Annotated in this window: 18 protein-coding genes and 1 tRNA gene; 3 read left to right on the top strand and 16 right to left on the bottom strand. The window is 49.2% G+C overall.

Going from position 1 to position 23,890, the window contains the following annotated elements:
• Positions 1-42: 42 nt before the first annotated feature.
• Complete coding sequence (locus tag B153_RS0109615) at positions 43-618, bottom strand: Crp/Fnr family transcriptional regulator (protein ID WP_020596486.1); 576 nt, start codon at positions 616-618, stop codon at positions 43-45.
• Positions 619-1,100: 482 nt separating this feature from the next.
• Between B153_RS0109615 and B153_RS0109620 the strand changes: the two genes are divergently transcribed.
• A complete protein-coding gene (locus B153_RS0109620) occupies positions 1,101-2,291 on the top strand; it encodes a T9SS type A sorting domain-containing protein (RefSeq protein ID WP_020596487.1) in 1,191 nt (396 codons plus the stop codon).
• Between the two features lie 314 nt (positions 2,292-2,605).
• Here B153_RS0109620 and B153_RS0109625 read toward each other — a convergent pair.
• From B153_RS0109625 to B153_RS0109635, 3 genes are all read right to left on the bottom strand, one after another.
• A tRNA-Pro gene (locus B153_RS0109625) sits at positions 2,606-2,679 on the bottom strand.
• A gap of 97 nt (positions 2,680-2,776) precedes the next feature.
• The gene (locus B153_RS0109630) at positions 2,777-5,179 is read right to left on the bottom strand and encodes a M1 family metallopeptidase (RefSeq protein WP_020596488.1); all 2,403 of its coding nucleotides are present in this window, start codon (positions 5,177-5,179) and stop codon (positions 2,777-2,779) included.
• A gap of 25 nt (positions 5,180-5,204) precedes the next feature.
• Positions 5,205-7,595 carry a M1 family metallopeptidase gene (locus B153_RS0109635; RefSeq protein WP_020596489.1) on the bottom strand — a complete coding sequence of 797 codons (2,391 nt, stop codon included), beginning with the start codon at positions 7,593-7,595 and terminating at the stop codon, positions 5,205-5,207.
• A 220-nt stretch (positions 7,596-7,815) separates the two neighbouring features.
• Here B153_RS0109635 and B153_RS0109640 point away from each other — a divergent pair, with 220 nt between their 5' ends.
• A complete protein-coding gene (locus B153_RS0109640) occupies positions 7,816-9,225 on the top strand; it encodes an MBOAT family O-acyltransferase (protein WP_020596490.1) in 1,410 nt (469 codons plus the stop codon).
• Complete coding sequence (locus B153_RS0109645) at positions 9,225-10,097, top strand: hypothetical protein (protein WP_020596491.1); 873 nt, start codon at positions 9,225-9,227, stop codon at positions 10,095-10,097. The genes B153_RS0109640 and B153_RS0109645 overlap by 1 nt, the downstream gene beginning before the upstream one ends.
• Before the next feature lie 5 nt (positions 10,098-10,102).
• Here B153_RS0109645 and B153_RS0109650 read toward each other — a convergent pair whose 3' ends face one another.
• From B153_RS0109650 to B153_RS0109705, 12 genes are all read right to left on the bottom strand, one after another.
• Positions 10,103-10,726, bottom strand: coding sequence for a HupE/UreJ family protein (locus B153_RS0109650; protein WP_020596492.1), 624 nt, complete (start codon positions 10,724-10,726; stop codon positions 10,103-10,105).
• Between the two features lie 2 nt (positions 10,727-10,728).
• The gene (locus B153_RS0109655) at positions 10,729-11,241 is read right to left on the bottom strand and encodes a gamma carbonic anhydrase family protein (RefSeq protein ID WP_020596493.1); all 513 of its coding nucleotides are present in this window, start codon (positions 11,239-11,241) and stop codon (positions 10,729-10,731) included.
• A gap of 46 nt (positions 11,242-11,287) precedes the next feature.
• The gene (locus tag B153_RS0109660; RefSeq protein ID WP_020596494.1) at positions 11,288-11,902 is read right to left on the bottom strand and encodes a 4'-phosphopantetheinyl transferase family protein; all 615 of its coding nucleotides are present in this window, start codon (positions 11,900-11,902) and stop codon (positions 11,288-11,290) included.
• Positions 11,899-12,156, bottom strand: coding sequence for an acyl carrier protein (locus tag B153_RS0109665; RefSeq protein ID WP_020596495.1), 258 nt, complete (start codon positions 12,154-12,156; stop codon positions 11,899-11,901). The genes B153_RS0109660 and B153_RS0109665 overlap by 4 nt, the downstream gene beginning before the upstream one ends.
• A gap of 13 nt (positions 12,157-12,169) precedes the next feature.
• Positions 12,170-13,444, bottom strand: a complete 1,275-nt coding sequence (locus B153_RS0109670; RefSeq protein WP_020596496.1) for a beta-ketoacyl-[acyl-carrier-protein] synthase family protein — start codon at positions 13,442-13,444, stop codon at positions 12,170-12,172.
• Positions 13,437-13,883, bottom strand: coding sequence for a 3-hydroxyacyl-ACP dehydratase FabZ family protein (locus tag B153_RS0109675; RefSeq protein ID WP_020596497.1), 447 nt, complete (start codon positions 13,881-13,883; stop codon positions 13,437-13,439). The genes B153_RS0109670 and B153_RS0109675 overlap by 8 nt, the downstream gene beginning before the upstream one ends.
• A gap of 7 nt (positions 13,884-13,890) precedes the next feature.
• Positions 13,891-14,688 (bottom strand): SDR family oxidoreductase, encoded by a 798-nt coding sequence (locus tag B153_RS0109680; protein ID WP_020596498.1) that lies wholly within the window; start codon positions 14,686-14,688, stop codon positions 13,891-13,893.
• On the bottom strand, positions 14,682-15,734 hold the full coding sequence (locus B153_RS0109685) for a type III polyketide synthase (protein WP_020596499.1): 1,053 nt from the start codon (positions 15,732-15,734) through the stop codon (positions 14,682-14,684). Before B153_RS0109685 ends, B153_RS0109680 begins: the two co-directional genes overlap by 7 nt.
• Positions 15,725-16,444 (bottom strand): methyltransferase, encoded by a 720-nt coding sequence (locus B153_RS0109690; protein WP_020596500.1) that lies wholly within the window; start codon positions 16,442-16,444, stop codon positions 15,725-15,727. Before B153_RS0109690 ends, B153_RS0109685 begins: the two co-directional genes overlap by 10 nt.
• Positions 16,435-17,580: an NAD(P)/FAD-dependent oxidoreductase gene (locus B153_RS0109695; RefSeq protein WP_020596501.1), complete on the bottom strand. Its 1,146-nt coding sequence runs from the start codon at positions 17,578-17,580 to the stop codon at positions 16,435-16,437. The genes B153_RS0109690 and B153_RS0109695 overlap by 10 nt, the downstream gene beginning before the upstream one ends.
• Before the next feature lie 256 nt (positions 17,581-17,836).
• Complete coding sequence (locus B153_RS0109700) at positions 17,837-23,335, bottom strand: alpha-2-macroglobulin family protein (RefSeq protein ID WP_051097247.1); 5,499 nt, start codon at positions 23,333-23,335, stop codon at positions 17,837-17,839.
• A gap of 93 nt (positions 23,336-23,428) precedes the next feature.
• On the bottom strand, positions 23,429-23,866 hold the full coding sequence (locus tag B153_RS0109705) for a nuclear transport factor 2 family protein (RefSeq protein WP_020596503.1): 438 nt from the start codon (positions 23,864-23,866) through the stop codon (positions 23,429-23,431).
• Between the last annotated feature and the right edge of the window lie 24 nt (positions 23,867-23,890).

Consider the following 23,890-nt stretch of genomic DNA (forward strand, 5'->3'; position numbering starts at 1 on the left):
AATACGGATAGGCGGTTATATTTCGGTTTGAGTGTAAAGGCCCTATTGGCTCCTTAACCTGCTCAAATGTCGTTGTGTGATGCCTAGATAGGAAGCAATATAACGCAGGGGTACATGCTGAACAAGGGTGGGTTTTTGCCGCAGAAATTTCGTATAGCGCTCTTCGGCTGTCAGGTGGGCTAGGTCGTAAAGCCGCCTTTTTTCTTCTTCCAGGTGTCTCTGTAGTATCTGAATTGTGTAATCTTTTTGAGTCTGGCTATATTCGGCTCGTATCGATACCTCATCTCTATTAATTCTAAGAAGCTCACAATCTGTTATACAGTGTAGACTTTCGTTGGAAACCGTACGATTCATGAAATGGGAATACGACGTAAAAAAACGTGGCCCTTCGTTTAGATCTGTTGTTATTTCGATACCGTCTTTGTCGAGGTGGAAGTTCCTCATATAACCCGACACGATAAAATTATGATAGTGAGGTATTTGTCCCGCTGGCTCAATGATCGTGTCTTTGGGGACGAAAATGGGTTTAAAGGATTCACGAATAGATGCTTTGTCTGTCTCGGGCAATACGATGATCTGCTCGATATAATTAAAAAGGCCTGTATAGTAATGTTCCATACGAAGCTGTTTGTAGAGTTCTTGCCTTAACTTTTACTACGACTCACTATCGGAGAATGCCGTGATTTTATGGGTACTATAACTACTTTATCAGTAGAGATTGACCCATCGCCGAATTACCCACGGATTCGGCCCAGACAGACATACCTCCAGTCATGTTTTTGACATTGGTAAAGCTACTCAAAAACATCAAAAGGGTAAGATTCAAGGGTGTTTCATTGTGTTAAAGCCAATTGTTGGTAGGTTCAGAAGTTATAACCGACTATAACTTTTCATTATCAAACTAATCTAATCAAGGGGCTCCTGCCGATGTTTAAGGGCTTTTCAGTAAACTCTTCACGGCTAGCTTTACTTGTTAACGAATACAGATTACTTTTAAGGTCCCTATGTAATCGATTTGCTTCATAAGTCAAGCAATTGTCTAACTTAATATACAATTGCTGCCGATTTGCAATTGCATTTAACTTAAATCACCGAATGTTATGGCCAAAGCTATTGGAATCACAGCATTCATAATAAGCTTAATCGTTTCTCATATAGCCTGGACCCAGAATTCGGTTAATCGTACAGGACAATTAATTTCAGGTGGACGAACACGTACTTTTTCCTATCATTTGCCAACGAATCAGCCTGAAGAAGGCTTACCTCTTCTTATTGGCTACCATGGCAATTACGCAGTGGGATCAGGGGCTTCATTTCAAATGTATTCAGGTCTGGATGCCGTTGCAGATAGCCAAAACTTCATTGCTGTCTATCCAGACGCAGTTATAATAGACCAAGTAGCTCATTTTAATTATTACGCTGATGATGTTCCTGGTTTCGGATCACCAGATGACCTGGATGGGCCTAATCCAGTTGCTCCTGATGCCCCAGATGATATACTATTTACCGCTGATTTAATCGACTATTTTATAAAGACATACCATATAAATCATAATCGAGTATATGCAACTGGCCACTCAAGTGGTGGTGTTATGTGCTACTACGCTAGTGTAGCCCTAGCTCATAAAATTGCAGCTTTTGTTCCGGTTGCATCCGGTTTATGGGGAAATAAAAAGTACTTAAATGACTATTTTACGGGTAGCAAGTATATCAAGACGCCTATTCTACATGTTCATAGCGCTGGGGATTTAGCTGCTCCATTACCCATTCCATCTTATCCAAAGCCGGCGACCGACGTTTGGCCTTTGTCAACATTTGGGAGGCTAAATGGTAACAGCACAGGTACTTACACCACTACTGTCCTTAGTGAGTTTGTGGATTCTTTAACCTTTTGCGGTACGGGAAAAAAAGTTATTTTACTTGTAACTAAAGATGCTACTCATGCCTGGAGTTCTCAATTCAACACAGCGCAGGTCTTGTGGGATTTCGTAAAAAATTTTCAGTTGAACTCAACTGTTGAAAACCCTCCTAAAGGATTGAATCAGATGGTTATTGCTCCTAACCCTACAAAAGGAGTAACTCAGATCCACTTCAAATTGGCTAAACAGGAAGAAGCAACTTTATCCGTAAGTAGCCTGTCAGGGATTCAAATATACCAGCAACGCGTGATCGGTACGGGAGAAGATCAAATAGAAAGCATTGACTTTAGTAAAGTTGCCATAGGCTCATACTTTGTTAAGCTACAAAATGCACAAGGGGTTCAAGTCGGGAAGGTTTTATATGAAGACTAAATAAAACTATAGTATGCTAAAATCACCAGTCTGGACTCTCTCTAGCATACCGGGCGATAATATCCTTCTGGTTATTTCCGGCAATGGGTTTTCCACCTACTACCAACCTGAATAGTCTTTCAACCTCTTTGGGATAGAGATGCGCTTTTATTGGGCTAAATCAATTTTGAGATAATGATGAGGGTAGCTTGTGAGTAAAACAAGGGGTAAGAACTAAATCTATTTTTGCGATAAGCAGATAATTGTTATATCAAACGTTGTACCTAGAAATAAAAAAGCCACTCACAATATTTGTAAGTGGCTTTGTTTCAACGTCGGGAAGGCGGGATTCGAACCCACGACCTCTTGCACCCCATGCAAGCACGCTACCGGACTGCGCTACATCCCGATTGGAGCGCAAAAATAGTGAATTGAGTTGGATGAACAAGGAGGTACAGGAGATTTTTATATTTTCTATACTTCTTTGTTCATCCAACTCGATTTATTTAGTTCCTGCCAGTGCCTTGTCGGGCTGGGGGCGGAGTGGTCTGCTTCTGTTGTTGCATAGGGTTAGGGCCCTGTGGACCAAAGCCGCGTTGCTTGAACAACTGAAAACGCGTGGGCTGCGATACCCTTGGGAACGAGTTGTTCTCAGTGTCAATATCCGCAATTTCCTGGAATGGATCGAGTGTCCATTGCTTCACCTTTTTATTGGTCGCAATGACTTTTTTGACCGACACATCGTTAAAACGCCAGATTTCGGCCGGGAATCGGGCTACTGAATCGGTGCCATCCTCAAACTCCATCCGAATGATAACGGGCATTGGCAAACCACCTTTGTTCTTCAGCGATAAGGTATAGTAGTTTGTACCCGCGCTTTTTTCGAGTGTAGCCCGTTCCGATTCACTAAGCGTAGCCAGGTAATCCTGATACTTCTTCTTGTCGTTTTCCGTTACGGCATACGGATCGTAGCTATTGTAAAAATCTTTCATCGTCGAATCCTTCGCCACCACGGTTTCAGCTTTCGTAGCGGCATCCCGCTGTTTGCTGATGGTGCCCGCCCGACGCATGGCCTCTTCTTTAGCGGCTGCTTTGGTCGCTACCGGATCGCCCGAATCAACCTGAAACCAATCGACTTCAACCAGGTCCTGGTCAACGGGTTCAACGCCATAGAACCAGCCTTTCCAGAACCAGTCCAGATCGACGCCCGACGCATCTTCCAGCGTCCGGAAAAAGTCGGCAGGCTCGGGTGTTTTGAACGCCCAACGACGTGCGTACTCTTTGAAGGCGTAGTCGAACAGTTCGCGGCCCATCACTGTTTCGCGCAGGATGTTGAGGGCGGTGGCAGGTTTGGCATACGCATTGGGTCCCAGGCTGATTACGTTATCCGACGAGGTCATGATGGGCGACAGTACCGACTTATCTGATTTCATATAATCGGTAATATATTGCGGCTCACCCCGACGGCTTGGGAAATCATAATCCCATTCTTTTTCAGCCAGATACTGGCAGAAGGTGTTTAAGCCTTCGTCCATCCAAGTCCACTGCCGTTCGTCGGAGTTGACGATCATTGGAAAGAAATTGTGCCCCACTTCATGGATAATTACCCCGATCATGCCCGCTTTGGTTTGTGCCGAGTAAGTACCATCGGGTTCGGGACGGCCGCCATTGAACGAAATCATTGGGTACTCCATACCGCCACCGGCTGTAGCATGACACGAGATAGCTACCGGATACGGATATTTGATGGTTCGGTTACCATATGATTTGAGGGTGTGCTCAACAACTCGGGTTGAATACTGGCCCCAGAGCGGATTGCCCTCTTTCGAGTAAAATGACATACTCCAGATTTTGTGACCGTCGCCATAAACATCCGTTTGCATGGCATCCCAGATAAATTTACGACTGCTGGCAAAGGCAAAGTCACGCACATTCTGCGCGGCAAACACCCAGGTCTTTTTCGCTTTTGTATCGCCCGGCTTGGCTTTTTCAGCCGCTTCGGCTTCGGCCTGGGTTACGATAACAACTGGTGTTTTTGACGTGGCCGCCTGCGCCAGGCGTTTTTGCTGGGTTGCACTCAGGACCTGCTTGTAGTTCTGGCACTCCCCCGTAGCCCCAATCACATGGTCGCTGGGAGCGGTGATGGCTACCTTATAGTTTCCAAAGATGAGTGTAAACTCGCCCTGACCCAGAAACTGCTTGTTTTGCCAACCCGTCACATCGCTGTAGGAGCAAAGGCGGGGGAACCAGTGGGCGATGAAATAGTTATAGTTGCCATCTTTCGGAAAAAACTCCATGCCGCTCCGACCGTAATATTCGGTAACGAAGTAGTTCCAGTCGACGTTGAACGAATAGGTGCCTCCGGGTTTCAGAGCCGTAGGCAGATCGATCCGCATCATCGTTTGGTTGATGGTGTATTTCAGATTAGTACCTGTCTTCGCATCTTTAACCGCCGTGATTTTATAGCCGTACTTGTCGCTAGCCTGCTGCTGACTGCGCTCACGAACCGAAGTAAGGTTCTGCAACTGGGTAAAACTCATACCACTTTCGCTGACGCCACCTGTACGGGTTATGCTGCCCGTTGATCCTTTGGCAAATAAGTTTTGATCGAGTTGCAACCAGATGAAAGGTAGTTCGTCGGTCGAATTGTTGTGATAAGTAACCGTTTCTGAACCAATAATTTTCTGGTTAGCATCGTCAAGTTCGACCTTGATGTCGTAATCGGCGCGGTTCTGAAAATAGTCCTTGCCGGGGGCACCTGCGGCCGTACGGAACGTGTTGGGCGTAGGCAACATGGGCCCAAGTTGCTCAAAACGATTGTTGGCGTTTTGTGTTGATGGAGCCGGAGCCTGGGCAAACAGTGTGGCCGACCAAAGGGTGAACCCGACTGCTACCATTACTTTTTTCATAGGATGCTTAGGTTAATAGAGATGATTAATTTCGGCCACTGCCTTGCCGGGCAGGAGATGACTGACGCTGTTGTTGCATTGGATTCTGTCCGGCGGCTGCTCCTGGCCCTTGCCGTTGCTTGAAGAGCTGGAAGCGGGTGGGCCGGGCTACCCGGGGGAATGAATTGTCTTCTGTGTTAATATCCGCAATTTCGTAGAATGGATCGAGTGTCCATTGCTTTACCTTTTTACTGGTCGCAATGACTTTTTTGACCGACACATCGTTGAAGCGCCAGATTTCGGCTGGAAAGCGAGCTACCGAATCGGTGCCGTCTTCAAACTCCATTCGTACAATCACGGGCATCGGTAGCCCTCCTTTGTTCTGTAGCGACAGGGTGTAGAAGTTTGTACCTGCTTCGGCCAATAAACGTTCTTCGGCCGTCAGCGTAGCCAGATAGTCCTGGTACTTTTTCCGGTCCTGATCGGTTACAGCGTAGGGGTCGTATCGGTTGTAGAAGTCACGCATGGTGCTGTCCTGTGATACAACTGTCTGGTCTTTGCTGAGTGCGTCCCGTTGTTTGCTGATCGTATTGAGTTTGCGCTGGGCTTCCTTGCGCGCTTCGGTTTTAGAAATTTCCGGATTTTGAGAGTCGGCCTGGAACCAGTCGACTTTTACTAACGATTGATCGACTGGTTGTACTCCATAGAACCAGCCTTTCCAGAACCAGTCCAGATCAACGCCCGATGCATCTTCCAGCGTCCGGAAAAAGTCGGCCGGTTCAGGGCTTTTGAACGCCCAACGACGTGCGTACTCCTTGAAGGCGTAATCGAACAGTTCACGACCCATTACCGTTTCACGCAGGATATTCAGACCCGTAGCGGGCTTCGTATAGGCATTTGGCCCGAACGTATTCCGGGAAATGTTGTCCGAGCTACTCATAATGGGCACCTGCTGGGTCGAATCGAGCTGCATGTAGGGTACAATGTACTGTGGATCAATGCCATGCGCCGGGAAGTTGGCGTCCCATTCGAGGCAGGCCAGCCCTTCCAGAAAGCTGTTCAATCCTTCGTCCATCCACGACCATTGCCGTTCGTCGGAGTTCACGATCATCGGGAAAAAGTTATGGCCTACTTCGTGAATAACCACCGAGATCAGGAAGTTTTTGGTGCCTTCCGAATACGTACCATCCTCGAGCGGCCGGGCTCCGTTGAAGCTAATCATCGGATATTCCATACCGCCAACCGGACCGTGAACCGAGTACGCTACCGGATACGGATAGGCAATTGTCCGGCTCGAATACGAACGCAACGTATGAGCCACAAGCCGGGTCGAATACTGTCCCCAGAGCGGGTTAGCTTCTTTCGGATAAAGCGACATGGCCCACACCCGTTTGCCTTCTACGTTGGGTTGCAAAGCGTCCCAGATGAACTTGCGGCTGCTGGCAAACGAAAAGTCACGCACATTATCGGCTTTGTAAATCCAGGTTTTATTACCCGTTGGTTTGCCTTTTTCAGCAGCCTGAGCTTCGGCCTGCGTAACAATGAGTACCGGGTTCTCTCCTGGTTTATCGCCTTTGCCCTTGGCTTCGTTCCAGCGCTTTTGCTGCGTAGCGGTCAATACCTGCGTCGGATTCTGGAGTTCGCCGGTAGCGCCAACAATATGGTCGTTTGGTACGGTCAGGGCCACTTTATAATTGCCGAAGATCAGCGTGAATTCCCCTGTTCCCAGAAACTGCTTGTTCTGCCAGCCAGTTACGTCGCTGTAGGCGCAAAGGCGAGGGAACCACTGAGCAATTTCGTAAATGTAGTTGCCATCGGCTGGGAAAAACTCATAGCCCGAACGGGCACCGACAGCCTTGACGTCCACAATTTTAAAATTCCAGTCGATGGAAAAGCTTACCGATTTGCCGGGAGCAACCGGCTGGGACAGGTCAATCCGCATCATCGTCTGGTTGATGGTATACCGAAGCGGTTTGCCTGCCGCATCACGCACCGAGGTGATCTTATGGCCGTAGTCTTTCGTAGCTAAATCGCCCCCCTGGTTAAGCTGCTGGAACGACATACCCCGGTCCGAATTAATGCTGTTTGTCCGCGAGGAATTGCCAATGGCGTCGGGCCGAAACAGGTTCTGATCGAGCTGTAGCCACAGGTAGGGCAGAACATCGCTCGAATTGTTGTGGTAAGTAATGGTTTCGGAGCCGGTTATCTTCTGAGCAGCGTCGTCAAGGGTCGCTTTGATGTCGTAATCAGCGCGGTTCTGGAAATAGTCTTTTCCAGGAGCACCAGAGGCTGTGCGAAATGTATTTGGAGTGGGCAGTAATGGGCCGAGTTGCTCAAAGCGGTTGTTAGCATGCTGGGTGCTTGGGGCCGTCGGTTGGGCCCAGGCAAATCCGGCCGAAATCGCTAAAGCCGAAATCAGCAAAATTATCTTTTGCATCCGTTTATTTTTAGTTGTTGATAGCAGTGGTAAAATTAAGAAAAAACTAACACTTGGCTATCAAGGAGCCAATGTAGCACAGGAACTTCTCCTATTTTAATGGCAGTTGAGAGGCATAAAACATCGTATTAATACTTAGCAAGATTCGTCAAAGGGTTGTTTCTTAACCTTGATATATGTTAAATTGCAGGTAACCTCTTTGACTGTACCTGCTTAAAAGATGCTTTTTACCAGCTTTGATTTTTTTGTTCTGGTAGTTATCACCTTTGTTCTCTATTATTTACCGCTACTGAATCGGTGGCAGGTACTGATTCTTATACTGGCCAGTTTGGTATTTTATTCGGTCAATCAGGCGAATCTACTCTGGCTGCTGCTGCTTTCGGTAAGTATCAACATCGTATCGAGCTATTGCGTCATATATGGACGGGCTGATTTACGCCGATTTCATGCCATTTGGGGTGTAGTAGCCAACCTGAGTATTCTCTGCTTTTTCAAATACGGACCATTACTAAGTCGCACGTTTTTACCTGCCGATACATCATTGGCTCAAACGCTGGTAGCCTTACCATTACCCGTAGGTATTTCGTTTTTTACCTTTCAGGGTATAAGCCTCGTAGTTGATACGTACCGATACCGGGATGTACCTACGTTTCGGTCATTGATTGTTCGGAATTGGGTAAAGCATGCACAAAACGTCTTTTTTTTCAAGGCGTTTTTTCCTCAGCTTGTTTCCGGGCCGATTGTAAAGGCACACTTTTTTCTTCCTCAAATCAGCCGTAAATATCTTTCCGACATTAAATGGGATGCGTGCTTTCGAGCCTTGGTTGTCGGATACTTTTTAAAAACGGTAGTTGCCGATAACCTGAAAGATTATACCGCCCTCATCGTCTATCCGTATTTCGAGGGCTATTCATCGCTCACACTGGTTGGCTTACTCTTCGGATATTCAATGCAAATCTTTGCTGATTTTGCTGGTTATTCACTGATTGCCATTGGGCTGGCCGGATTGTTTGGGTATGATTTCCCAATCAACTTCAATTTCCCTTATATAGCCACTTCGTTTTCCGACTTTTGGCGACGCTGGCACATTTCCCTGTCGAGTTTTCTGCGTGAATATCTGTATATACCCTTAGGGGGAAATCGGCATGGGGCTTTTCGAACCTATCTGAATCTGATGCTGACCATGGTATTGGGCGGACTTTGGCATGGGGCGGCCTGGAGTTATGCGGTCTGGGGATTTGCACATGGGCTGGCGCTGGCAGTTGAGCGGTTTGTTGATCATCGATTGGCCTCCAGGCCGGGATCTATGGCACAGATCGGTCGTGGAATAGTGGTATTTGGCTATGTGACCCTATTGTGGCTACTCTTTAAACTGCCAGATTTTAACCACGTAATCGCTTATTGCCAGGCACTGGTGAATAATGTTCACAAGCCCCACGATATGCGGGCGTTGAGTTTGATCGCTCTGTATTCTCTGCCCGTCATTGTATACCATATGCATTATGTGTTGCGGGAGCAAGCGGCTCTCTATAGGCCTGTTGCCTGGGAGTTCGTGGGGTATGGGCTTATGCTTTTCCTGGTGATTACGAATGCGGGGTCGGAAGGTGTGTTTATTTATTTTCAATTCTAATGGTTCGGAAGGCCGTTCTCACAACATTACTTCTTCTACTGCTTTACAGTCTGTTTATTTATGCCTTTCAGGGACAGATCCATCGCACGGGCCTGACCGTCCAGCAGAATAATATCGTCAAGGCCGAGGAGTTCCTTTACGAAAATGGCCAGAAGGCCGATACCATTGTGGTGGGGTCGTCGATGAGTAACCGACTGCTGTTCGATAGTCTGCCCGGTCATTACTACAATCTGGCGCTTGAAGGGCTGTCGTCGGCCGATGGCCTTGGCCTGATCGTTCGGGCAAAGCATCGGCCACGATTGGTCCTGATTGAAACCAATAGTATGGACCGTTTGCCCGATACGGCTTTTTCGGAGGCTTTAACCAAACCTGCCCTGAGTGTTATTCGGAAATACATGCCGCTGACCCGGTTGAAGTATCAGCCGGTAGGGGTTGTAAAAGCGTTGATTCGTGACTGGAGTGCTGAAAAGCGATCGACGGTCGAAACAGAAACAATCGATACCTCATTCGTATCCAAATTGATCCAGGCCCGGCTGATTGACATGAACCGGATTCCGCCGGAGAACGAAATGCAGGCGAAGATCGATGTGTCGGCTGCCTATATCAAAAGCTTGCAGGCGTCTGGAACACAGGTGATTTTCTTCGAAATGCCGACCGATCCAAGAGTGCGGAATACCATTCTGTCGGGACGGGTTCGGAAACTGGTAGGATCAACGTTTCCGGAGTCTGCATACCCGTATGTCCAGTTCCCGGCTGATTTTTACCAAACAACCGATGGGGTTCACCTACCTTGGAGCGAATGTGCCCGGTACACGCGATACTTGTATACGCAGTTGAGCCAATCGTCGGTTCGGTTGACAGAAGTTCGCTAACAGGTTTATTTCCCCTGCATAAACTCATGCAGATACTCGTTGTTGATGATGAGTGACAGGGCCATACCGGCCACTATACCCGACACAATGAGCACCCACCGCAATCGACGGCTTTTGACAATGTCGAGCAGGAAGTACGCTACCGCCAGTACAAGACTGACGATAACCAGTTGCCCAAGTTCAAGGCCGATATTGAAGGCCAGCAAGGGTTGGACGATGTTGGCCTCCCGACCCAGTAAGCTGCGTAAGTAGTTGGAAAAGCCCATTCCATGAATGAGTCCGAAGGATAAGGCCAGTACGTAACGCCCAATCTGACCGGACGATTGACTAATGACCGGACCGCGCGGCTTGGATTCCCGAAAGAAGAAATTCGTAATGGCGGTGATCAGAATGGTAATCGGGATCAGCAATTCAATCAGCTCAGTTTTGTACTTAATGAGCTGTAGGGTAGCCAGAGCGAGCGTAATAGAGTGACCAATGGTAAAAGCCGTAACCAGGATCAGCACCTGGCGCCACTGCTGAATCGTATAAACGGCACACAGGGCAATAACGAAAAGAATGTGGTCGTACCCACTTGGGTCGGTAATGTGATCGAATCCTAGGCGGAGGTAGATCAGAAAGTCTTCCATAACTACTCGTTAAACCATTGGGCGTACATGACGTAATTGTTGGCTGTCCGCTTGAAAATTTCGGCTTGCTCGGGCGAAACGGCTTTCAGAAAACGAGCCGGATTGCCTGCATAAATCGAGCCGGGCGGGATGATTGTATTTTGCGTAACGATAGCACCTGCCGCCACAATACTGCCCTCACCAACAACTGCACCGTCCATTACAATAGCGCCCATACCGATCAATACGTTATCTTCCAGCGTACAGCCGTGTACAATGGCATTATGGGCAATGGATACATAATTGCCAATCGTCGTTTTGAAACGTTGGTAGGTACAATGGATAACAGCCCCATCCTGAATATTGGTCCGGTCGCCAATCGTAATTGAATTGACATCGCCCCGCACTACCGCGTTGAACCAGACCGTACAGTCGCGACCCATAACCACCTCGCCCACGATGGTCGCATTGTCGGCAAACCAGCAGTTTTCGCCAAACTGGGGCGTATTTCCCCGAACAGATTTAATCAGTGCCATATCGCAAAGATAATGGCTATCAGTTTTGTTCGACGAATGCGATCATTTATACCGCATTAGCAGGCCAGTCAATGACAAAAGCCCCATAGTAGCCATGATGGCTCAGGCTAACCGGAATAACCGTTGGCTGGCCTGATGGTTGGGCAATGATCAATTCAGGAACGCCATCGTCCTGTTGGCTTAGGTAAATAGTGGCGTTGGGAGTGGATAATTTTCTGGAACAATACTGAAGTAGCTTTTGCCGGACCTGAGCCGATTGATACGAATGGTCTGTGCATTCGAGCGGGATAATGTGCTGGTAAAAATTAGAAGGATTGGCTACGGCAAAAGCGAAACTCGTTATATAGTTTGAAGTGAGTAGGGTTTTTGTCTGGTAAGTAATTCCATAAAAAACGCTGCCTGTGGCTTCGGTTTCGGTTATAGATGTCAGTTGACAGCTAATTTTCTGGGGAGCGAAACAGCGTAGTCTGGTTTGACGGAAAGTAGCTTTGTAGGCACTTTCTTTCATGCTCCAGAGCATCCAGACTATCTGTTCGGGATTAGTTGCCGTATCGATAAGGTGTTGCTCCTGGAGGGTAAAAATCTTTTGTATATAGCCTTTCCGCTGCCAGTTGCTTTCTGTTCGGGCGCGGGTTAGATCGACAATATCGTTGCCAATCATTTGGCTTCCAGTTTCTGCCTGATAATGTCAATGGCCGAGCCAACCGTCAGCATTCGCTCCATCGACTCATTATCGATCTCAATATCATAGGCTTCTTCCACATCCAGCGCAATATCGACCAGATTGGCTGAGTTGATTTTCAGGTCTTTAATAAAATCGGTGTCTTCAGTCAGGTTCTGAAAAGCCTGTTCATCCTGAACGTAGGGCTTGACGATTGTCTTGAGGGTTGTAATGAGTTCGTCTTTGGTTTCCATAACAATCTGCGTTCTATCCGTGATTGAATTTTTTTAAAATGACACAGGCATTCACATCGCCAAAGCCAAAGTTAGCTTTTGCAATTACCTGAATGTCCTTGTGAATGGCCTGCTTCAGTATTTTGTCTGAACTGATGAGCGACGTAATTTCAGGATGAGGGTTTTCGGTGTTAATGGACGGGTAAATAAATCCATGATTTAGCTCTAACACCGCTGCTACGCACTCCACACTACCAGCTGCACTCAGGCAATGCCCCACCATCGATTTCAGCGAGTTGATATATGGAAAATCATCTCCCCTTCGGCCCAGCGCGTCGCACCAGGCGCTTACTTCGGCAGGGTCTTTACTCGTTGCCGTTAAATGCCCGTCGATGACATCAACCGCTGAGGGGAGAATCTGAGCCTGTTCCAGCGCCATCTGAATACAGCGACTTACAGCAACTGGATTCGGAGCCGTCATGGTTCCTCCTCCCCGCTGACCACCCGAATTGACATGGCCGCCCAGCACCTCGGCGTAAATGGTTGCGTTTCGGGCCAGTGCGCTTTCCAATGATTCAAGTACCAGAGCCCCTGCTCCGCTGGCCGGAACAAACCCACTGGCGGTGGCACTCATCGGGCGCGACCCCTGTTCGGGGGTTTGATTAAATTGATAAGGGAGTACACGCATGGCATCGAATCCTCCCCAGATGTAAGGTCCGTGGTCGTTACAACTCCCCGCCAGCATCCGTTTCGCCTGACCCGACGCAATACGGTCGTAGGCCATCATGAGTGCTTCGGTACCCGTGGCACAGGCCGAGGAGTTGGCACTGATCTGATTGCCGCAGCCCAGCATTCCAGCCAGGTACGCACTGACGCCACTGGTCATGGTTTGCACAACGGCTGTGCTACCCAGTCGCCTGACCTGTCCCTGATCGACTTTGTAAATGGCCTCCCGAATCTTATCGATCCCTAGAATACCCGTACCAAACACGATTCCGCTTTCCCAGTCGGGTTCGGCGCCTGCCACCGGAAGGCCAGCGTTCTGCCAGGCTTCCATACCCGCAATAACCCCGTAAATAATGCCGCTGCTGTTGAGCTGGTGGAGTTGTAACTCGCTAAAATATTGATGCTTGTGTGCTTCGGTGATCGGTGGAATGCCCCCGATCTGACAGGAGAATTTCAGATCGGCTAATTCCTGATGAAACGCAATACCGCTTCGCCCTGCCCGTATAGCTTCCAGAAATTCGGGAACGCCAACCCCATTGGGAGCCACAACGCCCAAACCAGTAATAACGACTCGGTTACGCATGATTTTTTGATTTCATCATTCCGGCAATAGTGCCCCGACAAACCAGTTCGCCGTTGCTGTTCAGCATTTCGACCTTACACTTTAACTTATGAAAGCGGAAATAGTCTTTTGTGGATCGAACAAGAACGGTTTCGCTTGGGAAAACAGGTCGGAAAAAATCGACTTGTGTGGAGGTAAGAGCTATTTCCAGGTCGTTGTCCAGTGCATCGGTCGCTAAAAAGATGCCCAGACAAACAACACCGATCTGCGCCATCACTTCGGTCAGAATGACTCCCGGCGTTACGGGCCTATTGGCAAAATGACCCTTGTAAAACGCTGAATCTTCAGGAAAGGTGTAGCTGCCTTCCACTCCGTTTTCATCAACGGCATGCAGTTTGTCAACAAACAGAAACGGTTTGCTGTAGGGTAATCGGGCGATGATTTGATCGAACTGCTGCAAGGGCTAGTTATTGAAGGTGTTCGCCACCCGTCACTGGAACGACGGTTCCATTGATCCAGGCGGCTTCATCTTTACACAATAGATACGCAACATTGGCGATGTCGGTTGCCTGGGTCGTCCGCGCAAACGGATTTCGCTGCTGGCTATGAGCAAGTAAGGCGTCGGAGCCGGGAATCATACGCAGAGAAGCCGTATCCGTAACACCTGCCAGGATGCAATTGGACCGAATACCTTTGGGGGCTAGTTCCAGCGCAATGCTCCGGGAAATGGCTTCCAGCGCGGCTTTGGCAGCCGAAACAGCCGCATAATTTTTCCAGGCTCTGCTGCTGCCTTCGCTCGTAAAACTAATCACACGGGCATCAGATGCAAACAAATTGGCTGATAGCAGTGCTTTTGTCCAATCATACAGGCTTATGGCCATCGCGTCAATCGTCAACTGAAAATCGTCATGCTGCAATACCGGCTGATGTTCGGCTACCATCGGCTTTAGATTGCCTTTGGCAAGACTATGGATCAAAGTGCGTACGGTGCCCCGATCACCCAATAGCTCTTTTAAGTCGGCCATAACAAAACTGCGTTTTTCGGCATTCGTTGCATCCAGATTGTAGTGTTTGACTAGAACACTACTGGTCTGCATTTGAGTGAACTCGGCTTCAACGGCGGGCTGATCGGCTTTCCGGGTACGATGTACGATGCAGAGGTTCATGCCGTGCTGCGCCAGTTTGTGCGCCGTAGCCAGCCCCAGTCCTGAACTGCCACCCAGCACAACGGCCCAATAGTTCAGCCCAGCAAATTCCTTTACCATTGCAGTAGAACCCGTTGCGCTGAAAAACCCGGACCAAAACTGAGCATCAATCCATACGAATCTTTTTCGGGCTGGCGTTCCATAAATCGCTCCAGCACGTAAAGTACAGTGGCGCTCGACATGTTGCCGTACAGGCGCAGGACTTCTCGGGTATCATCAATATTCTTGCCCAATTTCCCAAAAAGCTCCTGTACAACTTCCACAATTTTGCGGCCTCCCGGATGAAAAATCAGGTGCGAGATTTGTTCGATAGCCAGTTTGTTTTTTTCTAGAAATGGGAAAATAATATCTGAAAAGTGGGCCGCAATGGTTTCAGTAACCGACTTGTCGAGAACCATTTGTAGGCCTGTATTGGTCAGATCGAATCCCATCAGGTGAGTCGCGTCGTAGAAATGGTACATTTCCTCCGCCAGAATTTCAGGACCTGAGTCGTTGTCGTTGGCCGAAAGGAGCACACAAGCCGCACCATCGCCAAAAATAGCCGCACTAACGATGTTGGCCATCGAATAATCGTCCAGTTGGAAGGTGGCTGTTGGTGATTCAACGGCCAGTAAGGCCGCCCGCTTTCCTGGATTGGCTTTCAGAAAATTCTTCGCATAGATAATCCCCGAAATACCAGCCACACAGCCCATTTCGGTGACGGGGAGCCGCACAATATCCTGCCGCATCTGCATACTGTTGATCAGGTAGGCATCGAGCGAAGGAATCATAATCCCTGTGCAGCTTACCGTGATCAGAAAGTCGATGTCGGTAATGGCCCAATCGGTTTTGGCTAATGCACTGGTGAGGGCAGTTTCGGCCAGTTTGATGGATTCGCGGGCGTAGAGGGCATTTTTTTCTTCAAAAGAGGTTTTGGTAAATACCTCCGTAGGCCCCATAATGGAATACCGTCGGTCGACAGCCGCGTTTTCAAAGATCTTTTTGACTTTCCGCTGAAACCGCGTATCCTGACCTTCCAGCCACTGATTCAGAAAGGGTAAAATATCGGAGGTATCCCGCCAATTGGCGGGTAAGGCTTTCGCTACTGACGTAATTTTTACTGACATAGGTTTTTAATAATCCATTGATAGCGGAAAGCCCATTTCCAGCGAATACGGTAATTAGCTAGCTGGAGTTGCCGGGAATATCGTTCTAACTCACTTTTTTTGAAACCTCGCAAAATGGAAATGAGTCCATCTTCTCTTGATAGATCGTTGAGCTGGAAAACGAAGCAAATCAGTTGGAACAGTCGATAGGCCAGCGCACTCCGGTGCAGATCATTAATAACGACGCCTAACCGGGCTTTGTTTGCCAATAAGGCCATTAATGAGAGAATATCGGTATCCGAAAAATGATGTAACGTCAGGGTACATACGGCAATGTCGTACTGGAGCGAGGCAAAGCTCGCATCGAACACATTCTGAACGGAATACGAAATGGTCGGATAGTTTCTAGAGCAGAGCTGCGCGTGGGCAATGGTGTCGGGATTGGCGTCGATGCCTAGTATCTTGACGGGCAAGGTTTTGTGTCTGGCGAAGTCGGCAATGGCGCGGCACATATCCCCGTTTCCACAGCCAATATCAATGATGGTTATTGGTGTATTTGGGGTAGTGTTTTCAAGCAGGACCTGTAGGCCATCAAGGGTGATTTTATTGCCACCTAGCCACCGATTAATGGTCGCAATTTTATCCAGTGCGTCACGTAAATCAGCGCCAGCCAGCTCGAAATCGTCCAGTGCTTCTTCCTGAGTTGTACGGTGCGAGGTATCTAAGGGCATTGTTCAATAGCCAATGGCTTCCCATGGGTTTGTTTAATAATCAAAGGTAAAAGACCAGGCGTCAGTTGCAGACTTTTTAGCATAACCGACGTAGCCAGTGGATGTTGCAAAACGGATTGGAGAAGCCGTCCGGCAGTTAGTCGTTTCGTAAACTCGCTGCGCCAGGCAAGTGTGTAGCTTTTCTCCAGAGCCGCTCTGTCGTTTAGTCGTCCGTTGAAATAGGCAATAAGCCGCTCCGATACCAGTTTTGCACTATGAATAGCCATTGCCATGCCGTTGCCGCATAAGGGGTGAATCAGCCCGGCCGTATCGCCACACATGAGTATATGGCTATCAACGGGTTGCTTGGGGGCGAATGAAATCTGGCTGATTACTAATGGCTTTTCAAATACTAGCTCAGCGTTTGAAAAGAAATGGGCCAGGTGCGGATTTTGGGAAAGAACCTGCTGTTGGAAGGCATCGATGTTTTTGTAGGTTTTAAAGCTGTCGTAGGTAGCCAGATAGCAAGCGTTGACCAGACCATTTTCGACCTGACACAGGCCACAATACCCGCCATGAAAGTTATGCAACGATACCAGTCCGGCTGGGAATTCGGCTTTGTAGTGGGCTTTCACCCCCAGCCAGGGCGATTCTGTTCGGATAAAGGGTCGATCCAACTGTTTATCCAGCAAAGATCGTTTACCATAAGCACCCAGTGTAATGGTTGAGTGATAGGTTTTACCGGAGGCTGTTTCGATGGTAAATGCATTAGCAGTTTCTTCGAAAAAAACACGCTTTACCTCATCCTGAATAATCGTTACCCCAGCCTTGATGGCCGTTTGCGCCAGATGATTATCCAGCGTATATCGGCTTACAGCAAATCCTCCCAGCGGTAAATCACTTTCAATGGTATCACCCGACGCAGTACTGAGCGAAAAATGTTGGATTCGGGCCGGATTTAATCCATCGACCGAAACGCCCAATTGCCGAAGATAGGGTAGCACTTCGTTGGAGATGTACTCCCCACAGACCTTATGATGTGGATACGCCTGTTTCTCAAATAAGGTCACTCGCAGATTATGCCGGGCAAGATGAATTCCGGCTGTCAATCCGGCCAGACCACCACCAATAATCACTATGTCGGCATCGGGTAGCATGGATTGCGGTGGTTAGTTGGGTAATTCGTTAACTAGTGGTTGACGATAGATGTTTGGTAGGTTTTTACCTCTGCTCGGGCTGAGGGTGAGGTCTTGTTTTTTGTCATGCTGAGGAACGAAGCATCTTCGGTAATTAAAATACTGGCGAAGATGCTTCGTTCCTCAGCATGACAAACATCTCAAAAGATTAGGCAGCTTCTAAGAGAACATAGCCATCCTCTACAAAAACCGATCTTTCAAAGTTGAGATAAATAAATCATTTAACAGTCAGCGTTCCCGCGCCGTTATAGCTTCGGTATTCGCTGTTGTACATGGCGTCGGCCGAAACGGGACCGACGACGAAACGACCTTTCGATACGGCACGGGCGAGGTAATAGAACGTTTGCTCAGTACCTGTGGCCGAGGTGTAGAAATTGATACGGTCGTCGCGAAGGTCGAAATAGTCGGGAACGGAAGGCTTCTGAATCCAGTCCATGTCGCGGGGTTCGGTTAAGCGTGGATTTTCGACTTCCAGACCGGCCGGTAGTAAATCAGTGACCACCACGTTATCGACTGATAAGCCGTTGGTGCTGGTAAGCGTGATTTTGATGACGACCAGATCATTCTGCCGGATTTCGCCCATAGGCTGTCCATCGCGGCTGAGGTATTCCCGTCGAACGCGTAAGCCATTGTCCTCTTCCGGGATTTTTCCACTGGAGGGGATGCCTTCGCTCTGAGCAAAGTAATACACATTGCCCGATCCACTGGCGTTGATTTGTAAGGGCGCGGTAGTGGGTACACGTTTGAGGTTCAGCAGTGCGTCGTTCATCGTTCCCAGCGGTTTGCCAGCGGCCGTTACTGTCGCCGTAGCGGTACTATTGGCGGTTTGGCGAGCCAGTTTGCCGAGCGACAAAAAGGCAAAAGCAGCTTCCTGCGTGTTCAGATAGGACGTTTGCTTTATCGCGCCTGCCAGTTGCCGGGCCAGGATCGGAATCTGTAGGTTGTCCCGGTCGGTTTCAACCAGTGCGTCCAGCGTCAGGGCCAGGTTTCGGATCGGGGAGGCATAGCTATCGCCCGTTTGGCGGCCTATGGTATTGTCCGTGAAGCGTTTGGGCAATAGCGCCGAAAAACTACGGGTGTCTCCAACAAGGAAGAAGGTTGAAGCCAGCAGATAGCGGCTATCGGTCGTCAGTAAGCCTGCGTTCTGTTTGTAATAGTTCATGGCCGACCGATTCGGTTTGCCCGCTACGGCTAACGAATAGAGCGCATAAATGCTGGTTCGGCTGGCTACTTTACGGGTTGTTCGCCCGCCCGATTCATCGTACACAACGACATCTTCAGTAGCAGGGGCGTTGGTCAAGGTGGTCAGGTAATCCATCGCTGAACTTAGCACCGATGACCGAACTTCGTAACCCGCTTCTTGGGCTTCGGCCAGAAAATGAACGGCAAAAGCAGAAGCCCAGCTATCGACGGTTGTGCGGCCCTGCAATGAAGGCATTCCAGGCCACATCGTAAACCCTCCTCCAGGCACCTGCTGACTCTCAACTTTCTGAATTGCCTGCCGAACATTATTGGCCGGATTCAGATCGCTCTCACCTGCTCGCACGAAATACACGTTTGCCGAAAGCTGTTTGGCGAGGTCGGCGAAGTACAGTTGCGGAAAGGCTTTCGAAATGGTCTGTTCGATGCAGCCATGCGGGTACCCTAGCAAATATGACAACTCCCGTCCATACTGCGCCACTGGCGACCGGCTCAGCGTAACACTCGCTTTGGCCGTACCGGGCAGGAAATTACTGGCTAATTGTAACGACTGCGACTTGCCACCAGCTACTGCGCCCGAGAGTGTGGTTTTCTGCAAGGAGGCCGCTGGCCGAACGGTGATGTCGGTTTTTTCGGTAAAGGTTTCGCCCAGGCCGTTGGCCGTAATCGTAATACTGCCCGTACCGATGACCTGTTTGGCCGAAATTCGGAAAGTAGTACGCCCTTCCCGTCCGGCTGGGATCGTTACTTTCTGCGTACTGATGCTGTCGGCCGTTAGGGGGCCAGTTAGGCTTAGCCGGGCTGTAAGGGTGGCAGGCTTATGGGTCGTATTGCTGAGGTTAACGGGCAGTTCGAGGTTGTCGCCGGGCGTCAGGAAGCGGGGAACACCCGTACTAATCACAATTGGGTCGGCCACTTTCATGTTGGTATTGGCCGAACCGAATGCGTTGTCTTTGTAGGCAACGGCCATAACCCGCAGATCGCCCGAAAACTGCGGGATATCGATCGAGAACTCCGCTTCGCCATCGAAACCCGTTTCCAGAATGCCACTCCACAACGCTACCAGCCGAACCCGGCCATTACTCAATGGATTCACCCGTTTTTCCAGATCATACCCATCACCCCCAACGCTGGATGAGGATTTTAGCGAAAGCTCTGGGTATAATAACGCATATAAATCGTGGCTACTGACTTCCAGGGCGCGTTTCTGGTAGAAAAACCCGTGTGGATCGGGTGTTTTGAAATTCTTTAGTTGCAGAATGCCTTCATCCACAACAGCAACGGTTATCTGAGCATTTCGAGCGGTTTTAATCTTTATGGTTTGCTTCGTTTTTGAACGCGACTGTGTAGCTGCCGTAATCGTAACGGGAAGTTGGGTATCCTTATCCTGGACCGTTACCGGGGCAAAGCCGTGAGCAACCGTCAGCGGCAGGTTTGTATTATCTATACCCCGAATCAGCGTGGCCGTTATATACACATTGGGCAAATGCTGGCTGCCTACCGAAAAACTCCATTCTGCCGACTTGTTGGTTGTTGTGAGCCATTGCTGCTCCAGCACGTTGTTTCGTTCAACGGTTACCAGAAGTTTGCCATCGAACGGTGCTTTGAAAATGACTTTTGCTTTGTCGCCGGTTTGGTAGGTAGGTTTGTCGAGCGTCATGAGCACCTGTCCTTCCTGACTGACTTCAAACGACGAGGCCGATGTGCTGCCGTAGCCATAGGCATAAAACCCTGTTGCCGCATAATTGGCCCCACCGGGCCGACGTACCCGGATTTCGTACTCGCCCGAAACGGTTGGTACATACCGGAAACCCGCTTTGCCGCCTTTGAACAGAAGCGTGTTGGTATAGACTGACTTCTCTCGCCGTTTGGTGTTGTATTTAATTTGGGCCTGATCGCCCTCGCCTTCTTTTTCAATCACCGTCTGGTAGTCGTAGCGAACTACTTCCACGTTGGCGGATGCCGACGGTCGTAAACTGCCTGCCGGGTCAAGCGCGACGAGTTCAGCCGCTACGGGCGAGTTAGTAGCCACGTAGGTATCGGGTAATCGAACCCCATAAAACGTATCCTGCGTCAGAACATCCAGTCGGCGGAGCCGATTCACAGGTCGCCCGTTCTCGTCAAAAACGGTTATGAACAATTTAGCTTCGAGTAGGCCAATATCCTGGTAAGCCGCCGAAATGGGAAATTTCTCGGTTGCCTGTCCATTGGCATTGGTGCGTCCCTGACGAAGTTCTTTCGGAAACGGATCGGCTTTGCCAGTGCCGTTGGCTCCAGCCGGTTTTTCACCCGATGGAATACTGAAGTCGTAATCGCCATACCCTTTAGGCGCAAAGGCTTTGCGTTTGAGTTGTAATTCCATTTCATACGCCCGGTCGGAAGCAGGTGGGCCGAACAGGTTCATAGCTGTTGCCGAAAGCGTAATCGTTTGCCCCGATTTGTAGCTGGTTTTGTCGGTCAGTACATCCACCTTGATCCGGTCAGGAATAAACTCTTCCACACTCACCGGCTGCGAGGTAAGCAACACATTGTTGGCGTTGAGCACTTCGATGGTATACGTGCCTGTCACAGCGGCCGGATTAAGCGGCACGTCTGTCGTGACAGCTCCCTGGGCATTCGTGGTTTTGCGGAACGCGCTCATTTCGCGACCGTTGGGAGCCAATACCCGAATCAAAACAGGAATTTCGCCCACACTCTGCCAGGTCTGCGACCGGATAACGGTGTTGAAATGAATCGTTTCGCCGGGTCGGTAAATATCACGGTCGCCATATACGAACGCATCGAAACCCGATTCGTTGTCATATTTCCCTTCGACTTCAAAACGTGAGGTTTCAACTTCGGTATCGGGTAAAAACAGGAAGTTAAAGTCGTCGTCCGTTCGGGCCGTGATGAGCGCAATTTTAAAACCCGGTGCTTTTTCGGTGATCTTATCGAATTTGACAAAGCCGCTACCATCAGTTTTTAGGGTATAAACTGACTGGTTGTTGCTGCTCACCAGCGTGACCTCAACGCCCTGAATCGGTTCGGCTGTACGGATGGAATTGGCCCAGATCAGAATCTCGTTTTTAGTTTGATGGGCCACCAGGCCAATATCGGAAACAGAAACCAACTGGCTGGCCTGTAAGTACGCTTCGTCTTTTGAATTGACCGATACCAGATACACGCCCCGGAACGAATTGTTCTGTAGGGGTAGAGACAGATTTAAGGCCGAAACACCCCGGACTTTTGGTAGATCGGTGGTTTCGACGGTTTTGTTGATGAGCACATCGCTTAAGTCGCCCTGTTCGTCGTCGCTATAGTTGAAGGCGCCCGATGGCCCCCATTCGCCGTTGGGTTTCTCCTTGTACTCTTCGTAGCGGTTGTTTCGGAAATAACTTAGCAGGTTATTTTCGTAGACTTTTGAAATCTTGACCTGTACTTTCGGTACGTTCACGATGTTCAAGCCCACGTTCCGCGCTCCTTTCGATGACAGATACAGTGCTTTTTTATTGGCAAACTGAATGCTGGCGGGCATTTTCCCGAAGAACAAATCTTTCGTAACAGGTTCAGCCAACTTAGTACCCAGAACCCCCCGAATCTGGTCGGTGAGCGTGAGCACGTAGGTATCGGTTTCGTTGAAATCGCCCCGGATGATGAATCCATTCTCGGTCAGTTCGGCGGTAGTTTCCACCTGCGGCTGAATCGTATAGTACTGGCTCAGATTACCTGGTTGGAGTTCCTGCGTGGTAATGATCCGCACCACGCCCCGGCTATTCTCAAAGCTGGTCTGAACATCGGCCACATCAACTTTGAAACGCGAGGGTATGTTAGTGATTTCTTCAATCGGTTCCTTACTCACATAAGCCGTATTGGGGACCTTCAGGCCCTTGTCGATTTTGATCGTCAGGGGTTGCTCATTTTTCTCGGCGGGCGCATTGGTAAGGTTTAGGGCAACCGAGTTTTGGCCTTCGCCGGGTGTCGCCTGTAGGGTAAGGGGTTTATCCTCGGCTGTGGCTGATACTTTGCTCGTGACTTCGGCTGATGAAACGGGGTAGTTGAAATTTAGCCGGGTTTTGGCAAGCGGTTGCCCCGTTTCGCGCGATTTGGTCCACCAGTTTTCCACATTGGTCAGTTGTAGATAAGGCGTATGGAAATCAATGTCTTCGCCCGATACCTTCAGGTCTTTTGCGTCAGAACGCTTGAGCAGATCGTCAGTTAGTTCGGCCCGGTAGTCGGTGGCGGGATCGAAGGCGACGGCTGGCGAAAAAACGAGTTCATTAGGGGCTACCCACTTGAATTTTCCCCGAACGGCCGGAATGAACCGAACGTATTGGGTCGAATCCCACTCATCAAACTGACTGGTTGGACCAACGTTTTTATTGAAAGTAAACGTCAGGTTCTGCGTCTGTTGAATTTCATCGTCGAAGTTGCGGCCAACAACACTTACTTCGTTGAACGACAGCCGGGAACATTGAAAAAGAAACAGCGATAAACCGATAGCAACAAGTAGCGGACGGAGAAAGAGTCGAATGGTCATGAGGCTAGGAATGAATGGCCGAATATAGACGAAAAAACCCACTCGGAAATTGCGGAGTGGGTTGATTTTCAGCCGACGAATTAGTGAGCGGTATCAGCGGGTCGGGGTAAACTGAATGTGGGATATTTTCCAGCCGCTGCCCTGTTTTACGCACATCACAGAAAAGATCACGGTCGCATCGAAGCCATTTCCCTGAACAGCCCCTTTGGTTTTCCAGCTTCCGGTAACCACAGCCGCATCGTTGTTGTACTGGCGCGTTGCGGCATTCGAAACGGCGCCCGTTTCGACAACCACATAGCCACCCCCCACGGCCTGTATTAGCTGACTGCCATCCACGCTGCTGCCATCGAATGAGATCAGCACGCAATCATTGGTGAGCAATTTCCCAAGTGTATTGCCATCTTCATCGAGCATAGCTTTGAAAAAAGCAGTACTAGCCGTAGCTGGGTCCTGCGTAGGATCAGTAGTCTGTTGGGCAAAGGAAGTTGTGAACAGGCAGAAACTGGCGAATACGGTAAGGATAAATTTCATAGGTCAACGAGTTTGATATAAGGG

This window comes from Spirosoma panaciterrae DSM 21099 (assembly GCF_000374025.1).
Taxonomy (GTDB): Bacteria; Bacteroidota; Bacteroidia; order Cytophagales; family Spirosomataceae; genus Spirosoma; species Spirosoma panaciterrae.

Excerpts from the sequence above, each read along its gene's own strand:
- B153_RS0109615 (WP_020596486.1), bottom strand. The coding sequence starts at position 618 with ATGGAACATTACTATACAGGCCTTTTTAATTATATCGAGCAGATCATC.
- B153_RS0109620 (WP_020596487.1), top strand. The coding sequence starts at position 1,101 with ATGGCCAAAGCTATTGGAATCACAGCATTCATAATAAGCTTAATCGTT.
- B153_RS0109630 (WP_020596488.1), bottom strand. The coding sequence starts at position 5,179 with ATGAAAAAAGTAATGGTAGCAGTCGGGTTCACCCTTTGGTCGGCCACA.
- B153_RS0109635 (WP_020596489.1), bottom strand. The coding sequence starts at position 7,595 with ATGCAAAAGATAATTTTGCTGATTTCGGCTTTAGCGATTTCGGCCGGA.
- B153_RS0109640 (WP_020596490.1), top strand. The coding sequence starts at position 7,816 with ATGCTTTTTACCAGCTTTGATTTTTTTGTTCTGGTAGTTATCACCTTT.
- B153_RS0109645 (WP_020596491.1), top strand. The coding sequence starts at position 9,225 with ATGGTTCGGAAGGCCGTTCTCACAACATTACTTCTTCTACTGCTTTAC.
- B153_RS0109650 (WP_020596492.1), bottom strand. The coding sequence starts at position 10,726 with ATGGAAGACTTTCTGATCTACCTCCGCCTAGGATTCGATCACATTACC.
- B153_RS0109655 (WP_020596493.1), bottom strand. The coding sequence starts at position 11,241 with ATGGCACTGATTAAATCTGTTCGGGGAAATACGCCCCAGTTTGGCGAA.
- B153_RS0109660 (WP_020596494.1), bottom strand. The coding sequence starts at position 11,902 with ATGATTGGCAACGATATTGTCGATCTAACCCGCGCCCGAACAGAAAGC.
- B153_RS0109665 (WP_020596495.1), bottom strand. The coding sequence starts at position 12,156 with ATGGAAACCAAAGACGAACTCATTACAACCCTCAAGACAATCGTCAAG.
- B153_RS0109670 (WP_020596496.1), bottom strand. The coding sequence starts at position 13,444 with ATGCGTAACCGAGTCGTTATTACTGGTTTGGGCGTTGTGGCTCCCAAT.
- B153_RS0109680 (WP_020596498.1), bottom strand. The coding sequence starts at position 14,688 with ATGGTAAAGGAATTTGCTGGGCTGAACTATTGGGCCGTTGTGCTGGGT.
- B153_RS0109685 (WP_020596499.1), bottom strand. The coding sequence starts at position 15,734 with ATGTCAGTAAAAATTACGTCAGTAGCGAAAGCCTTACCCGCCAATTGG.
- B153_RS0109690 (WP_020596500.1), bottom strand. The coding sequence starts at position 16,444 with ATGCCCTTAGATACCTCGCACCGTACAACTCAGGAAGAAGCACTGGAC.
- B153_RS0109695 (WP_020596501.1), bottom strand. The coding sequence starts at position 17,580 with ATGCTACCCGATGCCGACATAGTGATTATTGGTGGTGGTCTGGCCGGA.
- B153_RS0109700 (WP_051097247.1), bottom strand. The coding sequence starts at position 23,335 with ATGACCATTCGACTCTTTCTCCGTCCGCTACTTGTTGCTATCGGTTTA.
- B153_RS0109705 (WP_020596503.1), bottom strand. The coding sequence starts at position 23,866 with ATGAAATTTATCCTTACCGTATTCGCCAGTTTCTGCCTGTTCACAACT.